This is a genomic window from Macrococcoides bohemicum, from assembly GCF_016865215.1.
Classification (GTDB): domain Bacteria; phylum Bacillota; class Bacilli; order Staphylococcales; family Staphylococcaceae; genus Macrococcoides; species Macrococcoides bohemicum.
Genome location: NZ_CP054482.1, coordinates 1,295,188 through 1,313,323, shown reverse-complemented (window position 1 = coordinate 1,313,323; position 18,136 = coordinate 1,295,188). Strand labels below are relative to the sequence as shown.

16 protein-coding genes and 1 riboswitch are annotated in these 18,136 nt (G+C 34.6%); of the genes, 5 read left to right on the top strand and 11 right to left on the bottom strand.

Annotated features, from left to right (window positions below):
* The first annotated feature begins 68 nt into the window (after nt 1–68).
* The gene (gene cspA / locus HT586_RS06710; protein ID WP_016912585.1) at nt 69–269 is read left to right on the top strand and encodes a cold shock protein CspA; all 201 of its coding nucleotides are present in this window, start codon (nt 69–71) and stop codon (nt 267–269) included.
* A gap of 73 nt (nt 270–342) precedes the next feature.
* On the opposite strand, the gene lysA is transcribed toward cspA, so the two are convergent.
* The 9 genes from lysA to HT586_RS06665 form a co-directional block, all read right to left on the bottom strand.
* The gene (gene lysA / locus HT586_RS06705) at nt 343–1,614 is read right to left on the bottom strand and encodes a diaminopimelate decarboxylase (RefSeq protein ID WP_203545459.1); all 1,272 of its coding nucleotides are present in this window, start codon (nt 1,612–1,614) and stop codon (nt 343–345) included.
* Complete coding sequence (locus HT586_RS06700) at nt 1,611–2,675, bottom strand: alanine racemase (RefSeq protein ID WP_203545458.1); 1,065 nt, start codon at nt 2,673–2,675, stop codon at nt 1,611–1,613. The genes lysA and HT586_RS06700 overlap by 4 nt, the downstream gene beginning before the upstream one ends.
* Complete coding sequence (locus tag HT586_RS06695) at nt 2,665–3,816, bottom strand: M20 metallopeptidase family protein (protein WP_203545457.1); 1,152 nt, start codon at nt 3,814–3,816, stop codon at nt 2,665–2,667. The genes HT586_RS06700 and HT586_RS06695 overlap by 11 nt, the downstream gene beginning before the upstream one ends.
* A gap of 54 nt (nt 3,817–3,870) precedes the next feature.
* A complete protein-coding gene (gene dapD, locus HT586_RS06690; protein WP_407943970.1) occupies nt 3,871–4,587 on the bottom strand; it encodes a 2,3,4,5-tetrahydropyridine-2,6-dicarboxylate N-acetyltransferase in 717 nt (238 codons plus the stop codon).
* Nucleotides 4,588–4,644: 57 nt separating this feature from the next.
* Nucleotides 4,645–5,370 carry a 4-hydroxy-tetrahydrodipicolinate reductase gene (dapB, locus tag HT586_RS06685; RefSeq protein WP_133353184.1) on the bottom strand — a complete coding sequence of 242 codons (726 nt, stop codon included), beginning with the start codon at nt 5,368–5,370 and terminating at the stop codon, nt 4,645–4,647.
* Nucleotides 5,371–6,258: a 4-hydroxy-tetrahydrodipicolinate synthase gene (dapA, locus tag HT586_RS06680; RefSeq protein WP_133353183.1), complete on the bottom strand. Its 888-nt coding sequence runs from the start codon at nt 6,256–6,258 to the stop codon at nt 5,371–5,373.
* A gap of 64 nt (nt 6,259–6,322) precedes the next feature.
* Nucleotides 6,323–7,309 (bottom strand): aspartate-semialdehyde dehydrogenase, encoded by a 987-nt coding sequence (locus tag HT586_RS06675; RefSeq protein WP_096076520.1) that lies wholly within the window; start codon nt 7,307–7,309, stop codon nt 6,323–6,325.
* 104 nt (nt 7,310–7,413) lie between these two features.
* The gene (locus HT586_RS06670) at nt 7,414–8,652 is read right to left on the bottom strand and encodes an aspartate kinase (protein WP_238999352.1); all 1,239 of its coding nucleotides are present in this window, start codon (nt 8,650–8,652) and stop codon (nt 7,414–7,416) included.
* 76 nt (nt 8,653–8,728) lie between these two features.
* Nucleotides 8,729–8,902, bottom strand: a riboswitch (Lysine riboswitch).
* Nucleotides 8,903–9,046: 144 nt separating this feature from the next.
* The gene (locus HT586_RS06665) at nt 9,047–10,642 is read right to left on the bottom strand and encodes an ABC-F family ATP-binding cassette domain-containing protein (RefSeq protein ID WP_096076521.1); all 1,596 of its coding nucleotides are present in this window, start codon (nt 10,640–10,642) and stop codon (nt 9,047–9,049) included.
* Nucleotides 10,643–10,818: 176 nt separating this feature from the next.
* On the opposite strand from HT586_RS06665, the gene HT586_RS06660 reads away from it, so the two are divergent.
* Complete coding sequence (locus HT586_RS06660) at nt 10,819–11,685, top strand: CvfB family protein (RefSeq protein WP_096076522.1); 867 nt, start codon at nt 10,819–10,821, stop codon at nt 11,683–11,685.
* Nucleotides 11,686–11,745: 60 nt separating this feature from the next.
* Here the strand turns inward: HT586_RS06660 and HT586_RS06655 are convergent, their stop codons facing one another.
* Nucleotides 11,746–12,453, bottom strand: a complete 708-nt coding sequence (locus HT586_RS06655) for an SDR family oxidoreductase (protein WP_198337219.1) — start codon at nt 12,451–12,453, stop codon at nt 11,746–11,748.
* A 72-nt stretch (nt 12,454–12,525) separates the two neighbouring features.
* Nucleotides 12,526–14,340: an oligoendopeptidase F gene (gene pepF / locus HT586_RS06650; RefSeq protein WP_203545456.1), complete on the bottom strand. Its 1,815-nt coding sequence runs from the start codon at nt 14,338–14,340 to the stop codon at nt 12,526–12,528.
* Between the two features lie 217 nt (nt 14,341–14,557).
* Here pepF and HT586_RS06645 point away from each other — a divergent pair, with 217 nt between their 5' ends.
* From HT586_RS06645 to HT586_RS06635, 3 genes are all read left to right on the top strand, one after another.
* Nucleotides 14,558–15,658 carry an IS30 family transposase gene (locus HT586_RS06645; RefSeq protein WP_203546518.1) on the top strand — a complete coding sequence of 367 codons (1,101 nt, stop codon included), beginning with the start codon at nt 14,558–14,560 and terminating at the stop codon, nt 15,656–15,658.
* A 212-nt stretch (nt 15,659–15,870) separates the two neighbouring features.
* Complete coding sequence (locus HT586_RS06640; protein ID WP_203546556.1) at nt 15,871–16,242, top strand: hypothetical protein; 372 nt, start codon at nt 15,871–15,873, stop codon at nt 16,240–16,242.
* A gap of 166 nt (nt 16,243–16,408) precedes the next feature.
* A complete protein-coding gene (locus tag HT586_RS06635) occupies nt 16,409–18,013 on the top strand; it encodes a choice-of-anchor I family protein (protein WP_203545455.1) in 1,605 nt (534 codons plus the stop codon).
* The last annotated feature ends 123 nt before the right edge of the window (nt 18,014–18,136 follow it).

The following is an 18,136-nucleotide window of genomic DNA, read 5'->3' as shown; positions in this document are numbered from 1 at the left end:
CTTTTTATTTATTTTGTAATATGTGAATAATCACATATTGAATTAATATAGTGTGGAGGTTTCTAATTATGAAACAAGGTACAGTTAAATGGTTTAACGCAGAAAAAGGATTTGGATTCATCGAAATCGAAGGAGAAAACGACGTATTCGTTCACTTCTCAGCGATTAATCAAGAAGGGTACAAATCATTAGAAGAAGGACAAGCAGTAGAATTTGAAGTGGTTGAAGGCGATCGTGGACCACAAGCTGCAAACGTTGTAAAATTATAATTTTAATGCAATAAATTATATATGAACGTTAGAAAGACACCCTGGTTTTTCCAGGGTGTCTTTCTTTTACTTTTTAATGTACTTCGTTAGTAATTAAATGTTCAAGCGTCTGTCTTTTAATAACTTCACGTACGCCTTGCTCTGAAACAAAGACAACAGCAGGTTTAAGCATCTGATTATAATTAGATGACATTGAATAATGATATGCGCCCGTTGATTTCACACATAATGTATCACCACGCTTCGTTGAAACAGGAAGGGGGGTATTACGTGCGATAATATCACCAGATTCACATAACTTTCCTGCTACAGTAACATTTTCAGTTTGATTTTCTTCTCGATCTACTAATTCGAGTTCATATTGTGCATCATAAAGTGCAGTCCTGATATGATCGCTCATCCCACCATCGATAGATATATATTTATTTGTTTCAGGTATTGACTTTACTGTACCTACTTCATAAAGTGTTATTCCAGCTTCACCGACGATAGAACGTCCTGGTTCTAAAGAGATTTCTGGTATTTTATAATCAATTTCGTTACATGTATCAATTAACGTCTCAGTAATGGCTTTAATGCCATCTTCAATAGGATAACTGATATCTTCAGATGTATATTTTATACTGAATCCACCGCCGATATTTAATACCTTAATTTCAATATTATTTACTTTTAACCAATGAATAACGATTTGTATTGTTTCTATCGTTCCAGTTGATTCGAATATTTGAGAGCCAATATGAAAATGTATACCATAAAAGTCAATGTGGCTTGCTTCCTGAATGTGCTTTACGCCCTGTAATGCAAGGCCATGTTTTATACTTAATCCAAATTTACTATCTTCTTGTCCAGTCTGGATAAATTCATGTGTATGTGCTTCTACACCTGGATTTACGCGTAATACAGCTTTAACGGTACTATTCTTACGTTTAGCGATAGTGTTGATGCGTTCAATTTCATCGATTGCATCAATCACAAAGTATTCAACACCCGCTTCAATCGCATATTCAATTTCATGATCTGTCTTATTGTTACCGTGGAAATGAATTTTTTGTGGATCAAATTGAGCTGTAAGTGCAATATAAAGTTCACCTTCTGATACGACATCTAATCCCATATGTTCTTCCTGCAACAGTTTAAATAATTGAATAGATGTAAATGCTTTTGATGCATATGAAATCGTATAAGTTAATCCTGAGACTTGTAAAGCTTCATGGAAGCGTCTGCATTGATTACGGATTAATGATTCGTCATATACGAATAAGGGTGTACCATATTGTTCTTTTATATCTAGTAATGAATGGCCGTGTATTGTTAGTACGCCTTGTTCTCTTGTTAAATTCACTGTGTAACCTCCAGTAATAGTGTATTGTGATTGAGTGCAGAAAGCTGTTCAGAATTAGCGCCTACACCTAAAAATGTATATTCATCGATACGCATCTGTTCGTGATATAAATAAACGATATCATTCGGTTTTACGTGTTCATCGACTTCAACAAACATATGACTCATCATCAGCGCCTTAATAGGATACCGTCTGTTGTTGATCAGACAGTCATGCTTTGCGCGTGTTCTTAAAATACCGTCACCGTATCCAATGGCCACAACTGCTAATCGTGTATCTTTTTGTGCGGTAAATGCGAAACTATAGCCAGCGGACTGTCCGGCATTTATTTCACGAATCTGTATAACGTGGCTTGATATACGTAATGACTGTCTGGTAATAGATTCCGGTATATTCGAATAGGGACGAGAGCCATAAAGAATGATGCCAAGTCGTAAATGTGTATGTTGTGATAATAGACCATCTTCACGAACGTAGCTTGCACTGTTCTGTGCATGTATGACTTCAAATGAATGGAGCGGAGCCAAAGTGTTTACTACTTCTAACCAGTCCTTCTTTTCAGTTTCATAATCTGTAAATTCGAATTCATCGGCATATCCAAAATGTGTCCACAACGCTTTAATATCAATATCAGGATATTGTGCTTTAATGATTAATAGTGTTTCCTGCATTTCAGCAATTGATTTAAAACCTGAACGATGTAACAAATTCTCATATTCCATATGAAGCGGGATGCCATAAAGTTCATCTCTGTATTGCTCAAAAAATTTTGCTGATGGCAGTGTCATTTCAATGTTATATCGTCTTAAACTTTCGAAATCCGTGACTGGATTCATTAGGAAGATATTACAAGTATTATTATAGTTACGAATAGCAATTGCCTCTTCTAAGCTTGTCGTACTGAAATAATTAATACCACAAGCTGTCATGCAATCTAACGTAAATTCGAGGCCGTAATTATAAGCATTATTTTTAACGACAGCAATCACTGGATTATCTTTAATGACCTGTTTGATGTTGTCCGTAAACTGTGTTTGATTAATTTCCCATTTAGCACTCATCTTCGTAACCTCGAACAAGTGATAGGTAATAATTAATACCATTCAGTAATACTTTTTCATCAAAGTTAAATTGATTATGATGTAATCCATGTACATAGCCTTTTTGTTCATTTCTGCAACCGAGAAATACAAAGTAAGTTGGAGCTAGGCTGCTATAGAAAGAGAAATCTTCTCCGAATAAATAGGGTACATCTTTTTTTACACCGACAAGATTAGATTGTGCAATACTTTGTACAACTTTGTCTTCAAGAGACGAATCGTTGATTGTTGGAGGATATCCTTCAGAAAATTCTACATTGACCTCACAATGTGTTGTTAATGATACAGCTTGTGCGATATGTTCCATTTGCTGCTGGGTAATAATTAAATCATCTGCACGATATGTTCTGATTGTACCTTCTAGGTAACCACTGGAAGGTACAGTATTAATCGCTTCACCAGTATTAAACTTTCCGATGTGAATAATATTACGTTCTAGTCCTGGTAAATAGAACTGCTGGAGTGTACTCACTTGATTTAAGACTTGAATCAAAGCATTGCTTGCAGCATGGCCTTGCTCTTTATTTGCAACATGTGCACTTTTACCATTAATAAAGAATCGATATTCAGTCGCACTGGCTGTAATTTCATGACTTCTGTAAATCATTTCTCCTTCGGGATGATCAGGCATCATATGGATACCGTATATCGCTTTTATATTATATGCTTCAAAATTAAAGTTTTGTATCAGTAAATTAGCACCGGCATTTGCTTCTTCCGACGGTTGAAAGATGAACATGATATTGTGTGTTAAAGGCGTTTCCCTGCTCATTTTATTTACTGCTTCCATGAATGCAATTAGCATTGTTGTATGACCATCATGGCCACATGCGTGCATAACATGCGGTACTTTGGATTTGTATTCAATATCGTTTTGTTCTTCAATCGGCAGTGCATCAATATCAGCACGAAACGCGATTGTTTCATTTGAAGATCCCCTGATGACTGCAATAACACCTGTTTCAAGAGGGGTAAAGTATTCAATACCAAGCGATTGTATTCTTTTAATAATATATGCTGTTGTATGATGTTCTTCCAGGCCAAGTTCAGGATACTGATGTAAAGTACGTCGCGTATTGATAATGTTATCTAGGTTTATCATTGTTTCACCTTTCTACAGTAGAATGAAAGGCTGATACATGTATCAGCCTGGGTATTATTGATTTAATTGTCTTAAAGCACTTACGATTTCAATTTTAGAACCTTCAACTTCAGAAGCCTGCTTAATCACACGTGCAGGAGTTCCAGCTACAACGCTTCCTGCAGGAACATCTTCAGTAACGATAGCACCCGCTGCAACGACAGCACCACGACCAACACGAACACCTTCTAAAATTACGGCATTTGCACCGATTAATACATCATCTTCAATGATTACCGGTTGTGCGCTAGGGGGCTCGATAACGCCTGCCAGAACAGCGCCTGCTCCAACGTGAACGTTTTTACCAGTTGTTGCACGTCCTCCAAGTACAGCGTTCATATCAATCATCGTACCTTCACCGACAACTGCGCCAATATTAATTGTAGCACCCATCATAATAACAGCATTATCTTCGATGACAGCATGTTCACGGATAAAAGCACCAGGCTCAATACGTGCATTAATATTACGTTGATCAATTAATGGAATCGCTGAGTTACGGCGGTCATATTCAACTTCGATTTCACTGAATATTGATTGATTCTCAGTATAAAAAGCTTGAAAGTCAGCTAGATCTCCGAATATTGTTTTTGAGTGTACGCATCCAAATACTTTTAATGTTTCAGGGAATGCCACATCTTCAAAATTTCCGTTTGCATAAACTTTTACCGGCGTTTGCTTTTTTGAATTACTAATGTACTGAATAATTTCTTGTGCTGATAAGTCTCTCATAATAATCTCCTTTAAGATAATTTATTGATATGTTTTTAACTTTTTTATAAATATTCTTTATGATAAATTTTCAAATGTATAATAGCCATTTTGCTTATGGATAAGTTGCTCAGCTACTTCGATGGCACCATTTGCAAAGATGTCTTTACTTTGCGCACGGTGAATAATCTGTATTGTTTCATCAATGCCTGCAAAAAGCACTTCATGCTCACCTGTAATCGTACCACCACGTACTACGCTGATACCGATGTCATCATGTGCTCTTTCTTTATCTTCTAATGTACGGTCCGTGACAGGATTTAAAGATCTTTTCTCTTGAATTGCATCGAGTAGTTTAACGAGGGTACCGCTCGGACCATCAACTTTTTTGTTATGATGGCGCTCAATCAGTTCAATATCATAATCTTTTAATAATGGTACTGCATATTGGATGAGTTCAGTTAAGATATGCACGCCATAACTCATATTTGCACTAAAGAAAGTAGGCGTATGTTGTGCTTTAATTTTCAATGCTTTGATTATTGCTTCTTTTTCTCCGGTTGTAGCTATGACTAAAGGTATATTATATTTGCTCTGAATCAGTGGAAGTGTAATTTCCGGATTGGAAAAATCAATGATCACATCCGCTTCAGGGAATTCATCGTCCACATAATAGATAGCGTAGGGAAGCTGTCGCTCTGTCGTTCGTGACAAAATGATTCCCGTAATTTCATGTCCTTTATCTAATGCTAATTTAGCAACACGTTCGTTCATTGCACCAAAACCTGCTAATAATATTTTCAATTAGATCACCTGACTTCTAAAGTTGTCATAAACATTACTAATGTGCTGCTGTTCTTCATCTAACAAAGGTACAAGCGGTAAACGTACTTCACCATTTGCGTAACCGATATGTGTAACAAGTGCTTTAATCGGCATTGGGTTGATATCAACTTCCAGTGCATTAAGTAATGGTGCAATTGCATTAAACTTTTCTATTGCCAGGGCACGGTCATCATTATATGACGTATAAACTTCCTGAAATTCTTTTGGAATTGCATTTGCGATTACTGAAATAACGCCATCTCCACCGGCTTCATAGAAAGGTACGACAATATCGTCATTACCGCTATAAAGCATAAAATCATCAGGGATAATTGATTTAACTTTTGCAGTATAGTCAAGATCGTGTGTTGCATCTTTTAAAGCGTAGATATATGGATTTTGTGCTAATACTTCAACTGTTTCAGGTTCGATCGTCATATTCGTTCTTGCTGGTACATTATATAATACAACCGGTAATTCGACAGCGTTAGCAATAGCAGTAAAATGTTCAATTAAGCCTCTTTGGTTTGTTTTATTATAATATGGTGTAATGAGCATAATACCATCTGCTCCAAGTGATTTTACTTTTAATGAATGATCAATGCTTGCCTGCGTGTTATTTGTTCCTGTACCTACGATAATCGGAACACGTTGATTTGAAACACGTACAGCAATTTCTACCAGTTTTAATTTTTCTTCTTCTGTTAAAGTCGAACCTTCTCCTGTCGTACCATTAACAAATATCGCCTGAATATCATTATCGATAAGAAAATTAACATGACGTTCGAACGACTCGTAATCTACTTGTGAATTGATAAAAGGGGTCGTAATTGCTACTGCAGTACCTTTAAATTGTACTTGTGTCATATGAACACTCCTTGTTAATTTATGATGATTATTGTGCATTTTTTCGATAATTATTTATTATTTGCTATTTATTATTGTTCAAATGAATCTGTTCTAAAATTTGAACAGCATTTAGTGCTGCACCTTTTAGTAAATTATCTGCTGTACACCAAATATGGAATGAATTATCTAGCGTATCATCTTCTCTAATTCTTCCTACAAATACTTCATCTTTACCCGTTGTATTGATGGCTAGAGGGTATTCATTATTCGCAACATCATCGATAAGGACAACACCTTCTGTTTGTTCAAATAGATTACGTAAATCCTTTACTGTTGCTGGTTGCTCTAAAGTTACATTGATAGCAACAGAATGTGAATCCTGCACAGGAACACGTACACATGTTGCAGTAACTTTTAGATCCGGTAAATTTAATATTTTCTTTGTTTCATCAATCATCTTCTGTTCTTCTTTTGTATAGCCATTTTCTAAAAATACATCGATATGCGGTAATACATTATTGTAAATAGGGTGAGGGTAGTTCTTTGGTGCTTCACCTTTAGCGCCATTAATTAAATCGTTTCTACCGGCAACACCGCTACCAGACACCGCCTGATAAGTTGTATATGCCACACGCTTTAAACCATATTTATCTTGAAGCGGTTTTAAAGGGACGACTGACTGAATCGTTGAACAGTTTGGGTTTGCGATAATTTTTCTGTTTAATTGCGGGCTATTTACTTCCGGTACGATTAAATCAATATCTTCTTCCATTCTATATGCACTTGAATTATCTATAACAATACTTCCAGCTTGTTCGAACAGAGGAGAGAACTTTAAGCTCGTGCTACCTCCCGCACTCATTAATACAAAATCATACTTTTCATTCGCTTTTTCTTCAGTTAATTCTTCTGTAATATACGTTTTACCTTGATAAACAACTTCTTTATTTGCAGATCTTGCTGAAGTGAACAATGTCAGTTCATTGAACGGTATTGCTTTTCTTTCAAGTACTTCTAACATCTTTTGTCCTACTAAACCAGTTGCACCTACGACTGCGATTTTATACATTCCATACACTCCTTATGATTAATCAATTATTTACTTCTATGTTACGCATTTTCTTTAATGAGTTAAAGCATTTTAATAAAAATTAAAAAATAAAAATAAGAATATTAAACATTAAATTTTTTACATAATATTTGAACAGCTTGCTTTGCCTTCCCGGCATCTACTACTAATGAAATACTGATTTCACTTGTCGATACCTGGTAGTAAGCAATCTGCTCCTCGATTAAGGACATAAATACTTTTGATGCGACACCAGACATATCACGCATACCTGAACCGATGATCGATACTTTCGCATAGTTGTCTTTAATTTCATGGAGTAAGGCAGGGTATGAAGCAGTTAACTGATCAATAATTGCTTTAATCTGATATTGTTCTGTATTTTTCATCGTAAATGATAGCTGCATACCATCGATATTTACTGTCTGAGAAATCATATCGATATTGATCTGATTTTGTTCTAATAATTCGTAAAGTGAGGTTAATACTTTTGTATCGTGCATTGGATAAGATAAAGTTACGTAATTCATATCTTCATCTAATGCAATTCCTGTTACTGCTTTTCTTTCTATGATTTGTTTATTTGGCACAATCCATGTTCCTTTCTCTTCGGATAAAGTTTTTCCGGTATATATTTTAGTATTGTTATTATAAGCGATTTCAATACATCGTGTTTCAAGTACGCCAGCTCCGAGAGATGACAGTTCCATCATTTCTTCAAAACTTACATAGTCCATCTTCATTGTTTCTGGATATACTCTCGGGTCGGTACCAAATATTCCTGTTACGTCAGAATATATTTCACATGATGATTGAAGTGATGCTGCAAGTGCTACTGCTGTTGTATCACTTCCACCACGACCAAGTGTCGTTAACTCATCTTCATGATTGATACCTTGAAAGCCAGCTACAATAATAATATCTTTTGTCTTAAATAGTTCCTGTAATTTAGTCGTGTTAATAGTCTGAATCTTACTTTTTAGATGATGACCTTCAGTGCGTATTCCAGCTTGCGCTCCCGTTAAAGCAACGGATTCTACTGATAAATCATTTAATATGATTGAAAGATAAGCGATGGTTTGCTGCTCACCTGTGGTTAATAACATAGCAAGTGCACTTTCTTTTGGACGTTCTGTAAGTGACGCTGCATTTTTGAGTAGTGCATCCGTTGTCTTTCCCATCGCTGAAACAACGACGACGAGTTTTTCATTTTGTTCAACACGCTTTTTAAGATAATCAGCAATGTGCCTAATCTTATTAAAATCAGCAACAGAACTTCCGCCAAATTTTAATACTTTGATATTGTTCACTTTTTCTTCAGTCTGAATACTGTTTTCTGTTATCAATTTATTTCCTCCTGCAAGGGTCATCACCAACAAAAAAACAAGCCCAGAGACATCTGGACTTGTTGAATTTATATACAAGCGATGCACTCCATTATTTTTCAATAATGACAAATCCATAGCTCTTAACCTGTGGATCCAACATAGCATTCACTGCAATCAATACTATATTTCGGCATCTCACCCTTTCAGTAATTCATTTGCAGAATTACCATTACTTACTCATGATCGATGCGCCTCATCTGTTACATTTATTTAATTGATGTTTAATATACTACAGAAAGATTTTAATATTGTAAAGTGTTTTGAGAAAATTTAAAAATAATAGTTTATTTAACAATACTTAAAATCCAAAAAACGTGTATTCATAAAATGAATACACGCAAGAAAATATTTATTTAAGTACACCTTGTTCTTTTAAGTATTCTTCATAAGTAATTTCTTTAGAAAGGTTTGCATTTAAGTCAATAACACGATTGGCAATTGTGTTAATGAACTCAAAGTCATGAGAAGTAAAAATCAGTGAACCTTTAAATGCCTTTAAACCATCATTGACAGAAGTGATACTTTCTAAGTCTAAATGGTTTGTAGGCTCATCAAGTAATAATACGTTCGCTGATGATAACATCATCTTACTTAACATACATCTTACTTTTTCTCCTCCTGATAATACAGTTGCTTTTTTACGTACTTCTTCACCAGAGAATAACATGCGACCTAAGAATCCGCGTAAGAAAGTTTCCGTTTGTTCTTCAGGCGGTGCATACTGACGTAACCATTCTACTAAGTCGATATTTTTACCTTCAAAGAATTCTGAGTTATCTTTCGGTAAATAACTTTGTGACGTTGTCACACCCCATTTGTAAGAACCTTCATCCGGTTCCATCTCACCAGCTAAAATACGAAGTAGGGTAGTCTTAGCAATTTCAGAATCACCGACTAGTACTGCTTTATCGTTTGGATTCATCGTAAATGATAAGTTATCAATAACTTTTACGCCATCGATAGTTTTAGTTAAACCTTGAACTTGTAGTAACTCATTACCAATTTCACGTTCTGGTTTAAAGTTAACGAAAGGATATTTACGGCTAGATGGCTGGATGTCATCTAATTCAATCTTTTCTAACATTTTCTTACGGCTTGTTGCTTGTTTAGATTTAGAAGCATTTGCTGAGAATCGTGCAACGAAGTCCTGTAATTCTTTAATCTTTTCTTCTTTTTTCTTATTAGAGTCTTGTAACATTTGCTGTGCTAACTGACTTGATTGATACCAGAAGTCATAGTTCCCGACATAAATTTTAATTTTACCGTAGTCTAAATCAGCAATATGCGTACATACGTTATTTAAGAAATGACGGTCATGTGATACAACGATTACTGTGTTTTCAAAGTTAATCAAGAATTCCTCTAACCAGCTGATTGCAGGAATATCTAAACCGTTGGTAGGCTCATCGAGTAATAATACATCTGGCTCACCAAATAATGCTTGTGCTAAAAGAATCTTAACTTTCTGGTTATTTTCAAGTTCAGACATTTTCTTTTCGTGTAGATCATCTTTGATGCCAAGACCAGACAATAATACTTGTGCATCACTTTCAGCAGTCCAGCCGCCCATTTCACCAAACTCACCTTCAAGTTCAGCTGCACGCATACCATCTTCATCACTGAAGTCTGGTTTCATATAGATTTCATTCTTTTCTTTCATTACATTCCAAAGCTTTTCATTACCACGAAGTACAACATCAAGTACACGTTCATCTTCATAAGCGAAGTGGTCCTGTTTTAATATTGATAATCGTTCATCTTTTCCTAATGAAACATGACCTGATTGAGAGTCAAGCTCACCTGAAAGAATTTTTAGGAAAGTAGATTTTCCTGCACCGTTTGCTCCGATTAAACCGTAGCAGTTTCCGGGTGTGAATTTTATGTTTACATCTTCAAATAATTTTCTATCACCGAATCGTAAACTAACATTAGATACTTGTAACATTGAGTGGTCTCCTTTAATTTATAATCAGTATGATTATATCATAGTTTGATAAGAAATAGATATTACTGATTTCTCACTTACACAGATAGCTCTATTATACTGTTATTTCGGACGAATAGGTGAAAATGTGCTATAATGATTTATTGAAATAGGTATTTAACCTAAAGGAGAGACATATGGAGAACAAACAATTATCAGGAAGTATCGACTTTTTACGCGTCGATCGATTAGAAGGGTCTACGTATTACTTACTTGGACCGAATAGTGAAGTCGTAAAGTTAAATCAATCAGAAGTGTTAGAAGATGATGAATTAGAAATTGGCGAGGATTATTCTTTCTTCGTATATCCGGGGCGTACTGGAGATTTATTTGCAACTCAAAATATCCCCGACATTTCAACTGACCGTTATGACTGGGTGAAAGTGATTAAGAAAGATAGAGACGGGGTTACGGTAGATATCGGTATCCCACGTGAAATCGTTATTCCGTGGGAAGATCTACCGAAAGTAAAAGAAGTTTGGCCAGAAGCGGGAGATGAAGTATTTGCTTGTCTTCGCGTAGATAGAAACGATCAGTTATATGGACGTTTAGCAAGTGAAACGATGGTCGATGCAATGTTCACACCAGCACCAGAAGAGCTGTTACACAAGACGATCACAGCACATCCATACCGTTTATTACGTATCGGAACGTTTCTTTTATCTAAAGAGGGTTACAAGATATTCGTTCACGAATCAGAACGTAGAAGTGAACCCAGACTTGGTGAAGCAGTAGAGGTACGAATTATCGGACATAAAGAAGATGGAACTTTAAACGGTTCATTTTTACCACTTGCACATGAGCGCTTAGACGATGATTCAGAACAAATTCTAAAGTTATTAGAAGAATATGGTGGTGAACTGCCATTCTCTGATAAGTCAGATCCTGAAGCGATAAAAGAAGTTTTTAACATGAGTAAAGGTAGTTTTAAACGTGCGATTGGCCGCTTATATAAAAACAAACGCATCGTGATAGAAGCGGATAAAATTAAAGCAGTTGAATAATAAGTTTATATAATCATTACCAACATTGCCGGATACTTTAAGTATCCGGCAATGTTGGTTTTATTTATCATAATACCATCCTTGATCATTATGATAAATCATTTGTTTAGTCATACCACCATCAATGACAAATTCCTGTCCTGTAATAAATGTTGCGTTATCACTACATAAATAAAGTACCATTTGTGTAATATCATTCGGTACTCCGACGCGACCGGCAGGATGTTGTAAGTTATTGCTACCAGTAAATTCACTGTTTGTCGTATCGATCCATCCAGGTAATATCGCATTGACACGTGCTTTTTCTCTTAAACTTACAGCTAAGGCATGTGTTAACGCACTGATGCCACCTTTGGCAGCGGAATAGCTTTCTGTCTGTGGTTGGCTCATCAGTGATCTTGATGATGAGATATTTATAATAGAAGCATTATCATTTAGATAGGGCAGGGATTGCTGCACGATATAGAATGGTGCAGAGATGCCAACTTGCAATGCATAGTTAAATTCCTCTATCGTACAATCATTGATGCCTTTCATAATAGGAAGTGCATTATTGATAATATAGTCGATTTTCTTATGCTCACTGATAACCTGCCGAATGAATGCATCAATTACATTTGTATCTGATATATCACCCTGAAAGTAACATCCTGGCTGGATGTCAATATCACAGACGATGGCCTTGTTATTTCTAAACGTATCAGCAATGTGATTACCGATACCATGTGCTGCACCAGTTATAATGACAACTTTACCATTCATATTCATATAAACACCTCATTATTAAATATTTAAACAATTAACCGCATAATACAATGACTGTATTATGCGGTTGTTGTTTTATTTTTGCTGTTCAATTTCTTCAGTTAACTTTTCCAGTTCATCAATTAATGAACCAATGTAAGCTATCGTTTCTTTAAGCGGAGCATCAGTAGTAAGGTCGATACCAGCCATATTTGCAAGTTCAACCGGTGGTAATGAACCACCTTTCTTAAGTACTTCTGTCCATTCCTGTACAGCTGGTTCACCTTCATTAAGAATACGTTGAGACATAATCGTAGAGACAGTCAGTCCAGCTGAATACGTATAAGGATATAAGCCCATATAATAATGGGGTTGTCTCATCCAAGTCAGTTCAGCACCTTCAGTGATTTCTACTGCATCCCCCCAGAAATCTTCGATCACTTTACGTTTAATACCATTTAATATATCAGCAGTCATGGATTCACCTTTATCTACTAATAGATAAACTTCACGCTGATAAGCTGCTTCTAATAAATGCGTTACAAAATTGTGATAATAAGTACGAGATATAATCGAAGCGATTACCCAACGTTTAAATTTCGGATCATCTGATTCAGCCAATAAATAATTTGCCATCAGCATTTCATTCATCGTGCTAGGTGCTTCAACAAAGTATAATGAGCAGCTTTCATCAAATATATTTGTATTTTGGTGAGCAAGATGGAAGTGACCTGCATGACCTAATTCATGTGCCAGCACAAATACTTCTGTCATCTTTGAAGTCCATGAAATTAAGATAAATGGATTCACCTGATACGGGCTTGCACAGAATGCACCAGTTGACTTCCCTTTATTCTGTACGAAGTCAATCTGGCGTTTGTCATATGCATCATTTACCATCTGCATATAATCTTCACCCATAATCGAAAGAGCTTTTTTAATATAATCACGAGATTCTTCTACAGTAATTTCTGGTTCAAAGGTCTCATCTAAAGAAACCTTTAAATCTTCAAATTTCATTTGTTCTAAACCATTAACTTTTTGCAGTAACTTTGCATATCGGCGCATATGTGGTGCTAGTTCAGTCGTGATTAAATCGATTTGACGATTATATAATTCACGAGAAACATCTTGTGGATGTAATAAATAATCAATCACTGAATCATATCCTCGTAGTTCAGATTCGATTTTTTCCTGTTGAACGACCATATCGTAAGTTTTTGCTGTTGTATTTTCATATTTTTTTAACGTATCAGAAAATTTTCTAAATGCATTTCTGCGAATTTCTGTATCTGCATCAACTTCAAGTTCTCCCTCAAATGAAACGTAGCTCATCGGAATCTCTTTACCATGCGCAGAAAACGTTCCGAAATCAATATCCAGCATCTTAGTCGTATCATAAAGGTTATAAGGGGCGCTAAATACTGGTGAGAAAGATGCAAGTGTCTTTTCAACTTCTGGATGTAACTGATGCGGTTTACGCTCGATTAGTTTTTCAAGATAACGTTGATAAACCGGAGTCTCATCTTTTAACTTGTCTAATATCTCAGTATCTAGAGCAAGAATCTCTGACTCCACGAAAGTCAGTAAGCTTGCAATCGTACCATAACTATTAACATATTTACTGTATAATTTGCCTGAAGTATCATCTGTCTGGTCAACACTAAACAATAAGGAAGCGTAGCTACCTAAGTGATCCAGTTCTTTTTTAATTGCAGCATATTCATCTAAAGCTGATTGAATCTTACTAGTATCAGAAAGCGTCCCAGCGTATTCTTGATTGAATTTCTTCGTTCTTGCGATTGTTTTCTCAAGTTGAGCATAAAATGCATCATTTGAATCAAATAATGTAGATAAATCCCAAGTTTGTTCTACTGGAACTTCATTTCTTTTCGGTAAACTCATATACATTCTCCTTTAGTCATTAAAGACTCATCCATTATAGATGTTAATATTTTTATTATACGCTTTATTATGAATTTTTAGAAATCTTTTTAACAAAAGTGTTTTTGGGAAATTCTATAATCAAGTTAGCCACCTACGGTGTGCTTTAAAAAATAAAAAATGAGCCATGTGCATCCATGTTAATATTGTAGTTACCACAACAAACAATAAGGAATGAATGCAAATGACTCATCTAAATGGTACCACTAATCATGTTAAAGGAAAACACTTAACTGAATTTGAAAGATATCAAATTCAGGTTTTGAAGAGTGAAAATTATTCAAATCGTGCTATTGCTAAAATTTTGAATAGAGCACCTCAAACAATTAACAATGAGATCAATAGAGGAACTGTTAAACAAATTAAGCGCGTAGTTTCTAATGGTAAAGAATATTTTTATGATTATGAATGCTATTTCCCTGATGTTGCTCAACTTAAATATGAAACAAATCGTATGAATTCTTACAGGACTCCAAAACATCAGCTATCTCATGCTTTTATTGATTGGGCTGATAAGATGATGTTGAATAAAAAATGGTCTCCCGATGTCGTAGTTGCCTATGCTAAAAAGAATAATATTTTTTGTGATTCTATTATTCCTTGTGTTTCAACACTATATAACTGGATTGAAAGAGGAATTATGAAGACCTCTAATATCGACCTTATAGAGAAGATTTCACGAAAACCAAATACAAATAGAAGACCTAGTCGAAAAAATAAAAAAGTATTAGGAAAATCTATCGAAGATAGAAGTCATGAAATCAATTCTAGAGATGTCTTTGGTCATTGGGAAATAGATACTGTAATTGGTTCTAAACTTAAAAATGAAAAAGCGTTACTTACACTTGTTGAAAGACAGACACGATTTGAAATCATCGTTCCTATTAAAAGTAAAACTAATGATGCTGTCACATTAGCATTAAGTCAATTAAAAGATCAAATAGGTAATTCATTTTCACGAATATTCAAGTCTATTACTTCTGATAACGGATCAGAGTTCTGTGACCTTACAGAGACATTACCTGATACTGAAATATACTTTACGCACCCTTATTCATCATGGGAACGAGGTACTAAAGAAAACCACCATAAATTCATTAGAAGGATAATCCCTAAAGGAATCAGTATGGGATCAGTATCTGATGAGATAATTTATCGTATCCAAAACTGGATGAACAATTATCCCAGAAAAATTCTAGATTACGAAACACCTACATACCTGTTTCTGAAGTCACTAAAATCCGAAGGATTATTAAGTGAACCATTAAGTTACTATCTCTATTAATTTGGATGTTGTGGCTAACTTGCAATTGAAATTTTCGCAAAAGTGTTTTTCGTAAAATATTAAGTATTTTCTAAAGTTCTAAAGATTTCTTTAAATGATAAGAAATTTACCGAATATTGATTTTATATTTATAATTATAGGGTATAATAAGTTTTGTATTTTCTAAAATTGATAAAGGATAAGAGAGTGATAAAATGATGATATTAAATACGATAAACTTTTATGAAATTCCGAACTTTCTGTTCATCACTATTGTAGGGATGCTTGTTATCTCATTGATTTTCGGGTTGGCTTTAGGTAGATTTCTTTTTGCACCGATCATTACGTTTTTATTATTAGCAATTGTGGCGTTTATACTACCTAACTTTTACGATATTACTTACCAACCTTTACTTGGATATGCAGGCTTTTTAGCGGTTATTTCATTATTGCTAAGCATTTTATTCTGGTATATGACGAAAGATTATCGCAAGAACAGAAAGTTAAAACAAAAAGCAAAATTAGAAAAACGTAAATATGATGAAAATCAAAACCGTGCTGAGATGGAATCGGTAAAGCATCATGAAAACAAATTAAATCGTTAAAAGCTTAAAGAAGCGGTCAGGAAATCTCCTGACCGCTTTATTTTATATTGTAATCAAATATTTACATTTTATTAATAAATTTTATTCGTGGTTTACATCATTACATTAAAATTTAATTTGTACATATTAAATATCCTAAAGAATAAATTTTGAGGAGAACGTCATTATGAAAAATGTAGGCAAAGTTATTAGTACTTTAGCGTTAACATCATTACTAGCAACACCTATTGCTGATGCACAATCAGTAAACAATTATGGACCAAATAGCAAGATTAAAGTTTCTCAATTAGCTCGCTATGATTCAAAGACTGAATTCGGTGAAAGCGGTACTGAAATTGTAAGTTATGATCCACAATACAAACAAGCATACTCAATTAACGGTGCATTAAATGCAGTTGATATTATAGATATGTCTAAATTATCAAAAGGGAAATTCACATTAAAGAAACGTATCTTATTAAAAGACCTTGGTATTGAAGGTAGTGATATTACAAGTGTCGCAGTGAATAAGAAATATCACTATATCGCTATCAGTATTCCTGCAAAAGAAAAAACAGACAATGGACGCGTTGCATTTTTAGATAAAGACGGTAAATTAATCAGTAAGGTTACTGTTGGGGCATTGCCAGATATGTTAACTTTCACGCACGATAGCAAGAAATTAATCGTTACTAACGAAGGTGAACCGAATGATGCTTATACTGTTAATCCGGAAGGTTCTGTATCTTCAATTAAAGTCAATGCACTAGGTAAAGTAAAACAATCAGCAGTTAAGACAGTTAAATTCTCTAAAAAGATGATTCCAAGTAACTTACGTCATCTTGGCCGTACCGCTGAAGAAAGCTTCTTAAATCTTGAACCAGAATATGTAACGATAGATGATAAAAATGAATTTGCATATATTACGATTCAGGAGCGTAATGCGATCGCAAAGTTTGATCTTAAAAAAGATAAATTCGTAAAAGTAAGAGGATTAGGCTATAAATCATATTTAAAGCATACAATTGATGTTTCTGATAAAGATAAAAAGATTAATATGAAAAATTATCCGTTACTTGGTATGTATCAACCTGACGGTATTGCTCAAATGACGATAAAAGGTAAAACTTACTTATTAACAGCAAATGAAGGGGATTCACAGGATTACGAAGGATATAGTGAAGAAACTAGAATTGCAGATATCGCTGATCAATATGATTTAAATAGTAAATATTTAAAAGGTACAGATATTAAAGATTTAGAAGATGACAAGCATCTTGGACGTCTTAAAACAACAACTGCTCAAAGTTTTGTTAATAAAGAAGGTAAATTCACTGTTCCTGTAACATTTGGTGGACGTTCATTCTCAATTCGCAATGCGGGTAATTTAGGATTAGTGTACGATTCAGGATCAGATTTTGAATCAATTACTGCAAAAGCAAATAAAGATACATTCAATTCACATCAGGAAGAACTTGGTAAAATTGAATTTGACTCAAGAAGTGACGATAAAGGTCCAGAGCCAGAATCAGTTATAACTGGCGTTATCAATGGTAAAACGTATGCATTTATTGGTTTAGAAAGAACTGGTGGAATTATGGTTTATAACGTTTCAAATCCGAAGAAACCTGTATTTGAAACATATTTCAAAGCAAATGATAATGGCGATATTTCACCGGAAGGTTTAACATTTATCGATGCGAAACATTCTCCGACAAAACAACCGGTATTACTTGCAAGTCATGAAATGAGCGGAACAATTGCTGCTTATGAATTAACGGCTTTAAAGTAAATGTAATTAATTATTTATAATTGAAACATTTATACATTAATAATGGAAAGAATAGAAGATACTACGAAATAGGTAGTATCTTTTTCTTCTGCATACAACTTCCTATAATATATATTATGTAAA

What these genes read in the sequence shown, in the direction of transcription:
- cspA (WP_016912585.1), top strand. Translation starts at nt 69, where the DNA reads ATGAAACAAGGTACAGTTAAATGGTTTAACGCAGAAAAAGGATTTGGA.
- HT586_RS06695 (WP_203545457.1), bottom strand. Translation starts at nt 3,816, where the DNA reads ATGATAAACCTAGATAACATTATCAATACGCGACGTACTTTACATCAG.
- dapD (WP_407943970.1), bottom strand. Translation starts at nt 4,587, where the DNA reads ATGAGAGACTTATCAGCACAAGAAATTATTCAGTACATTAGTAATTCA.
- HT586_RS06635 (WP_203545455.1), top strand. Translation starts at nt 16,409, where the DNA reads ATGAAAAATGTAGGCAAAGTTATTAGTACTTTAGCGTTAACATCATTA.
- HT586_RS06645 (WP_203546518.1), top strand. Translation starts at nt 14,558, where the DNA reads ATGACTCATCTAAATGGTACCACTAATCATGTTAAAGGAAAACACTTA.
- HT586_RS06665 (WP_096076521.1), bottom strand. Translation starts at nt 10,642, where the DNA reads ATGTTACAAGTATCTAATGTTAGTTTACGATTCGGTGATAGAAAATTA.
- HT586_RS06660 (WP_096076522.1), top strand. Translation starts at nt 10,819, where the DNA reads ATGGAGAACAAACAATTATCAGGAAGTATCGACTTTTTACGCGTCGAT.
- HT586_RS06655 (WP_198337219.1), bottom strand. Translation starts at nt 12,453, where the DNA reads ATGAATATGAATGGTAAAGTTGTCATTATAACTGGTGCAGCACATGGT.
- pepF (WP_203545456.1), bottom strand. Translation starts at nt 14,340, where the DNA reads ATGTATATGAGTTTACCGAAAAGAAATGAAGTTCCAGTAGAACAAACT.
- HT586_RS06675 (WP_096076520.1), bottom strand. Translation starts at nt 7,309, where the DNA reads ATGTATAAAATCGCAGTCGTAGGTGCAACTGGTTTAGTAGGACAAAAG.
- HT586_RS06700 (WP_203545458.1), bottom strand. Translation starts at nt 2,675, where the DNA reads ATGAGTGCTAAATGGGAAATTAATCAAACACAGTTTACGGACAACATC.
- dapA (WP_133353183.1), bottom strand. Translation starts at nt 6,258, where the DNA reads ATGACACAAGTACAATTTAAAGGTACTGCAGTAGCAATTACGACCCCT.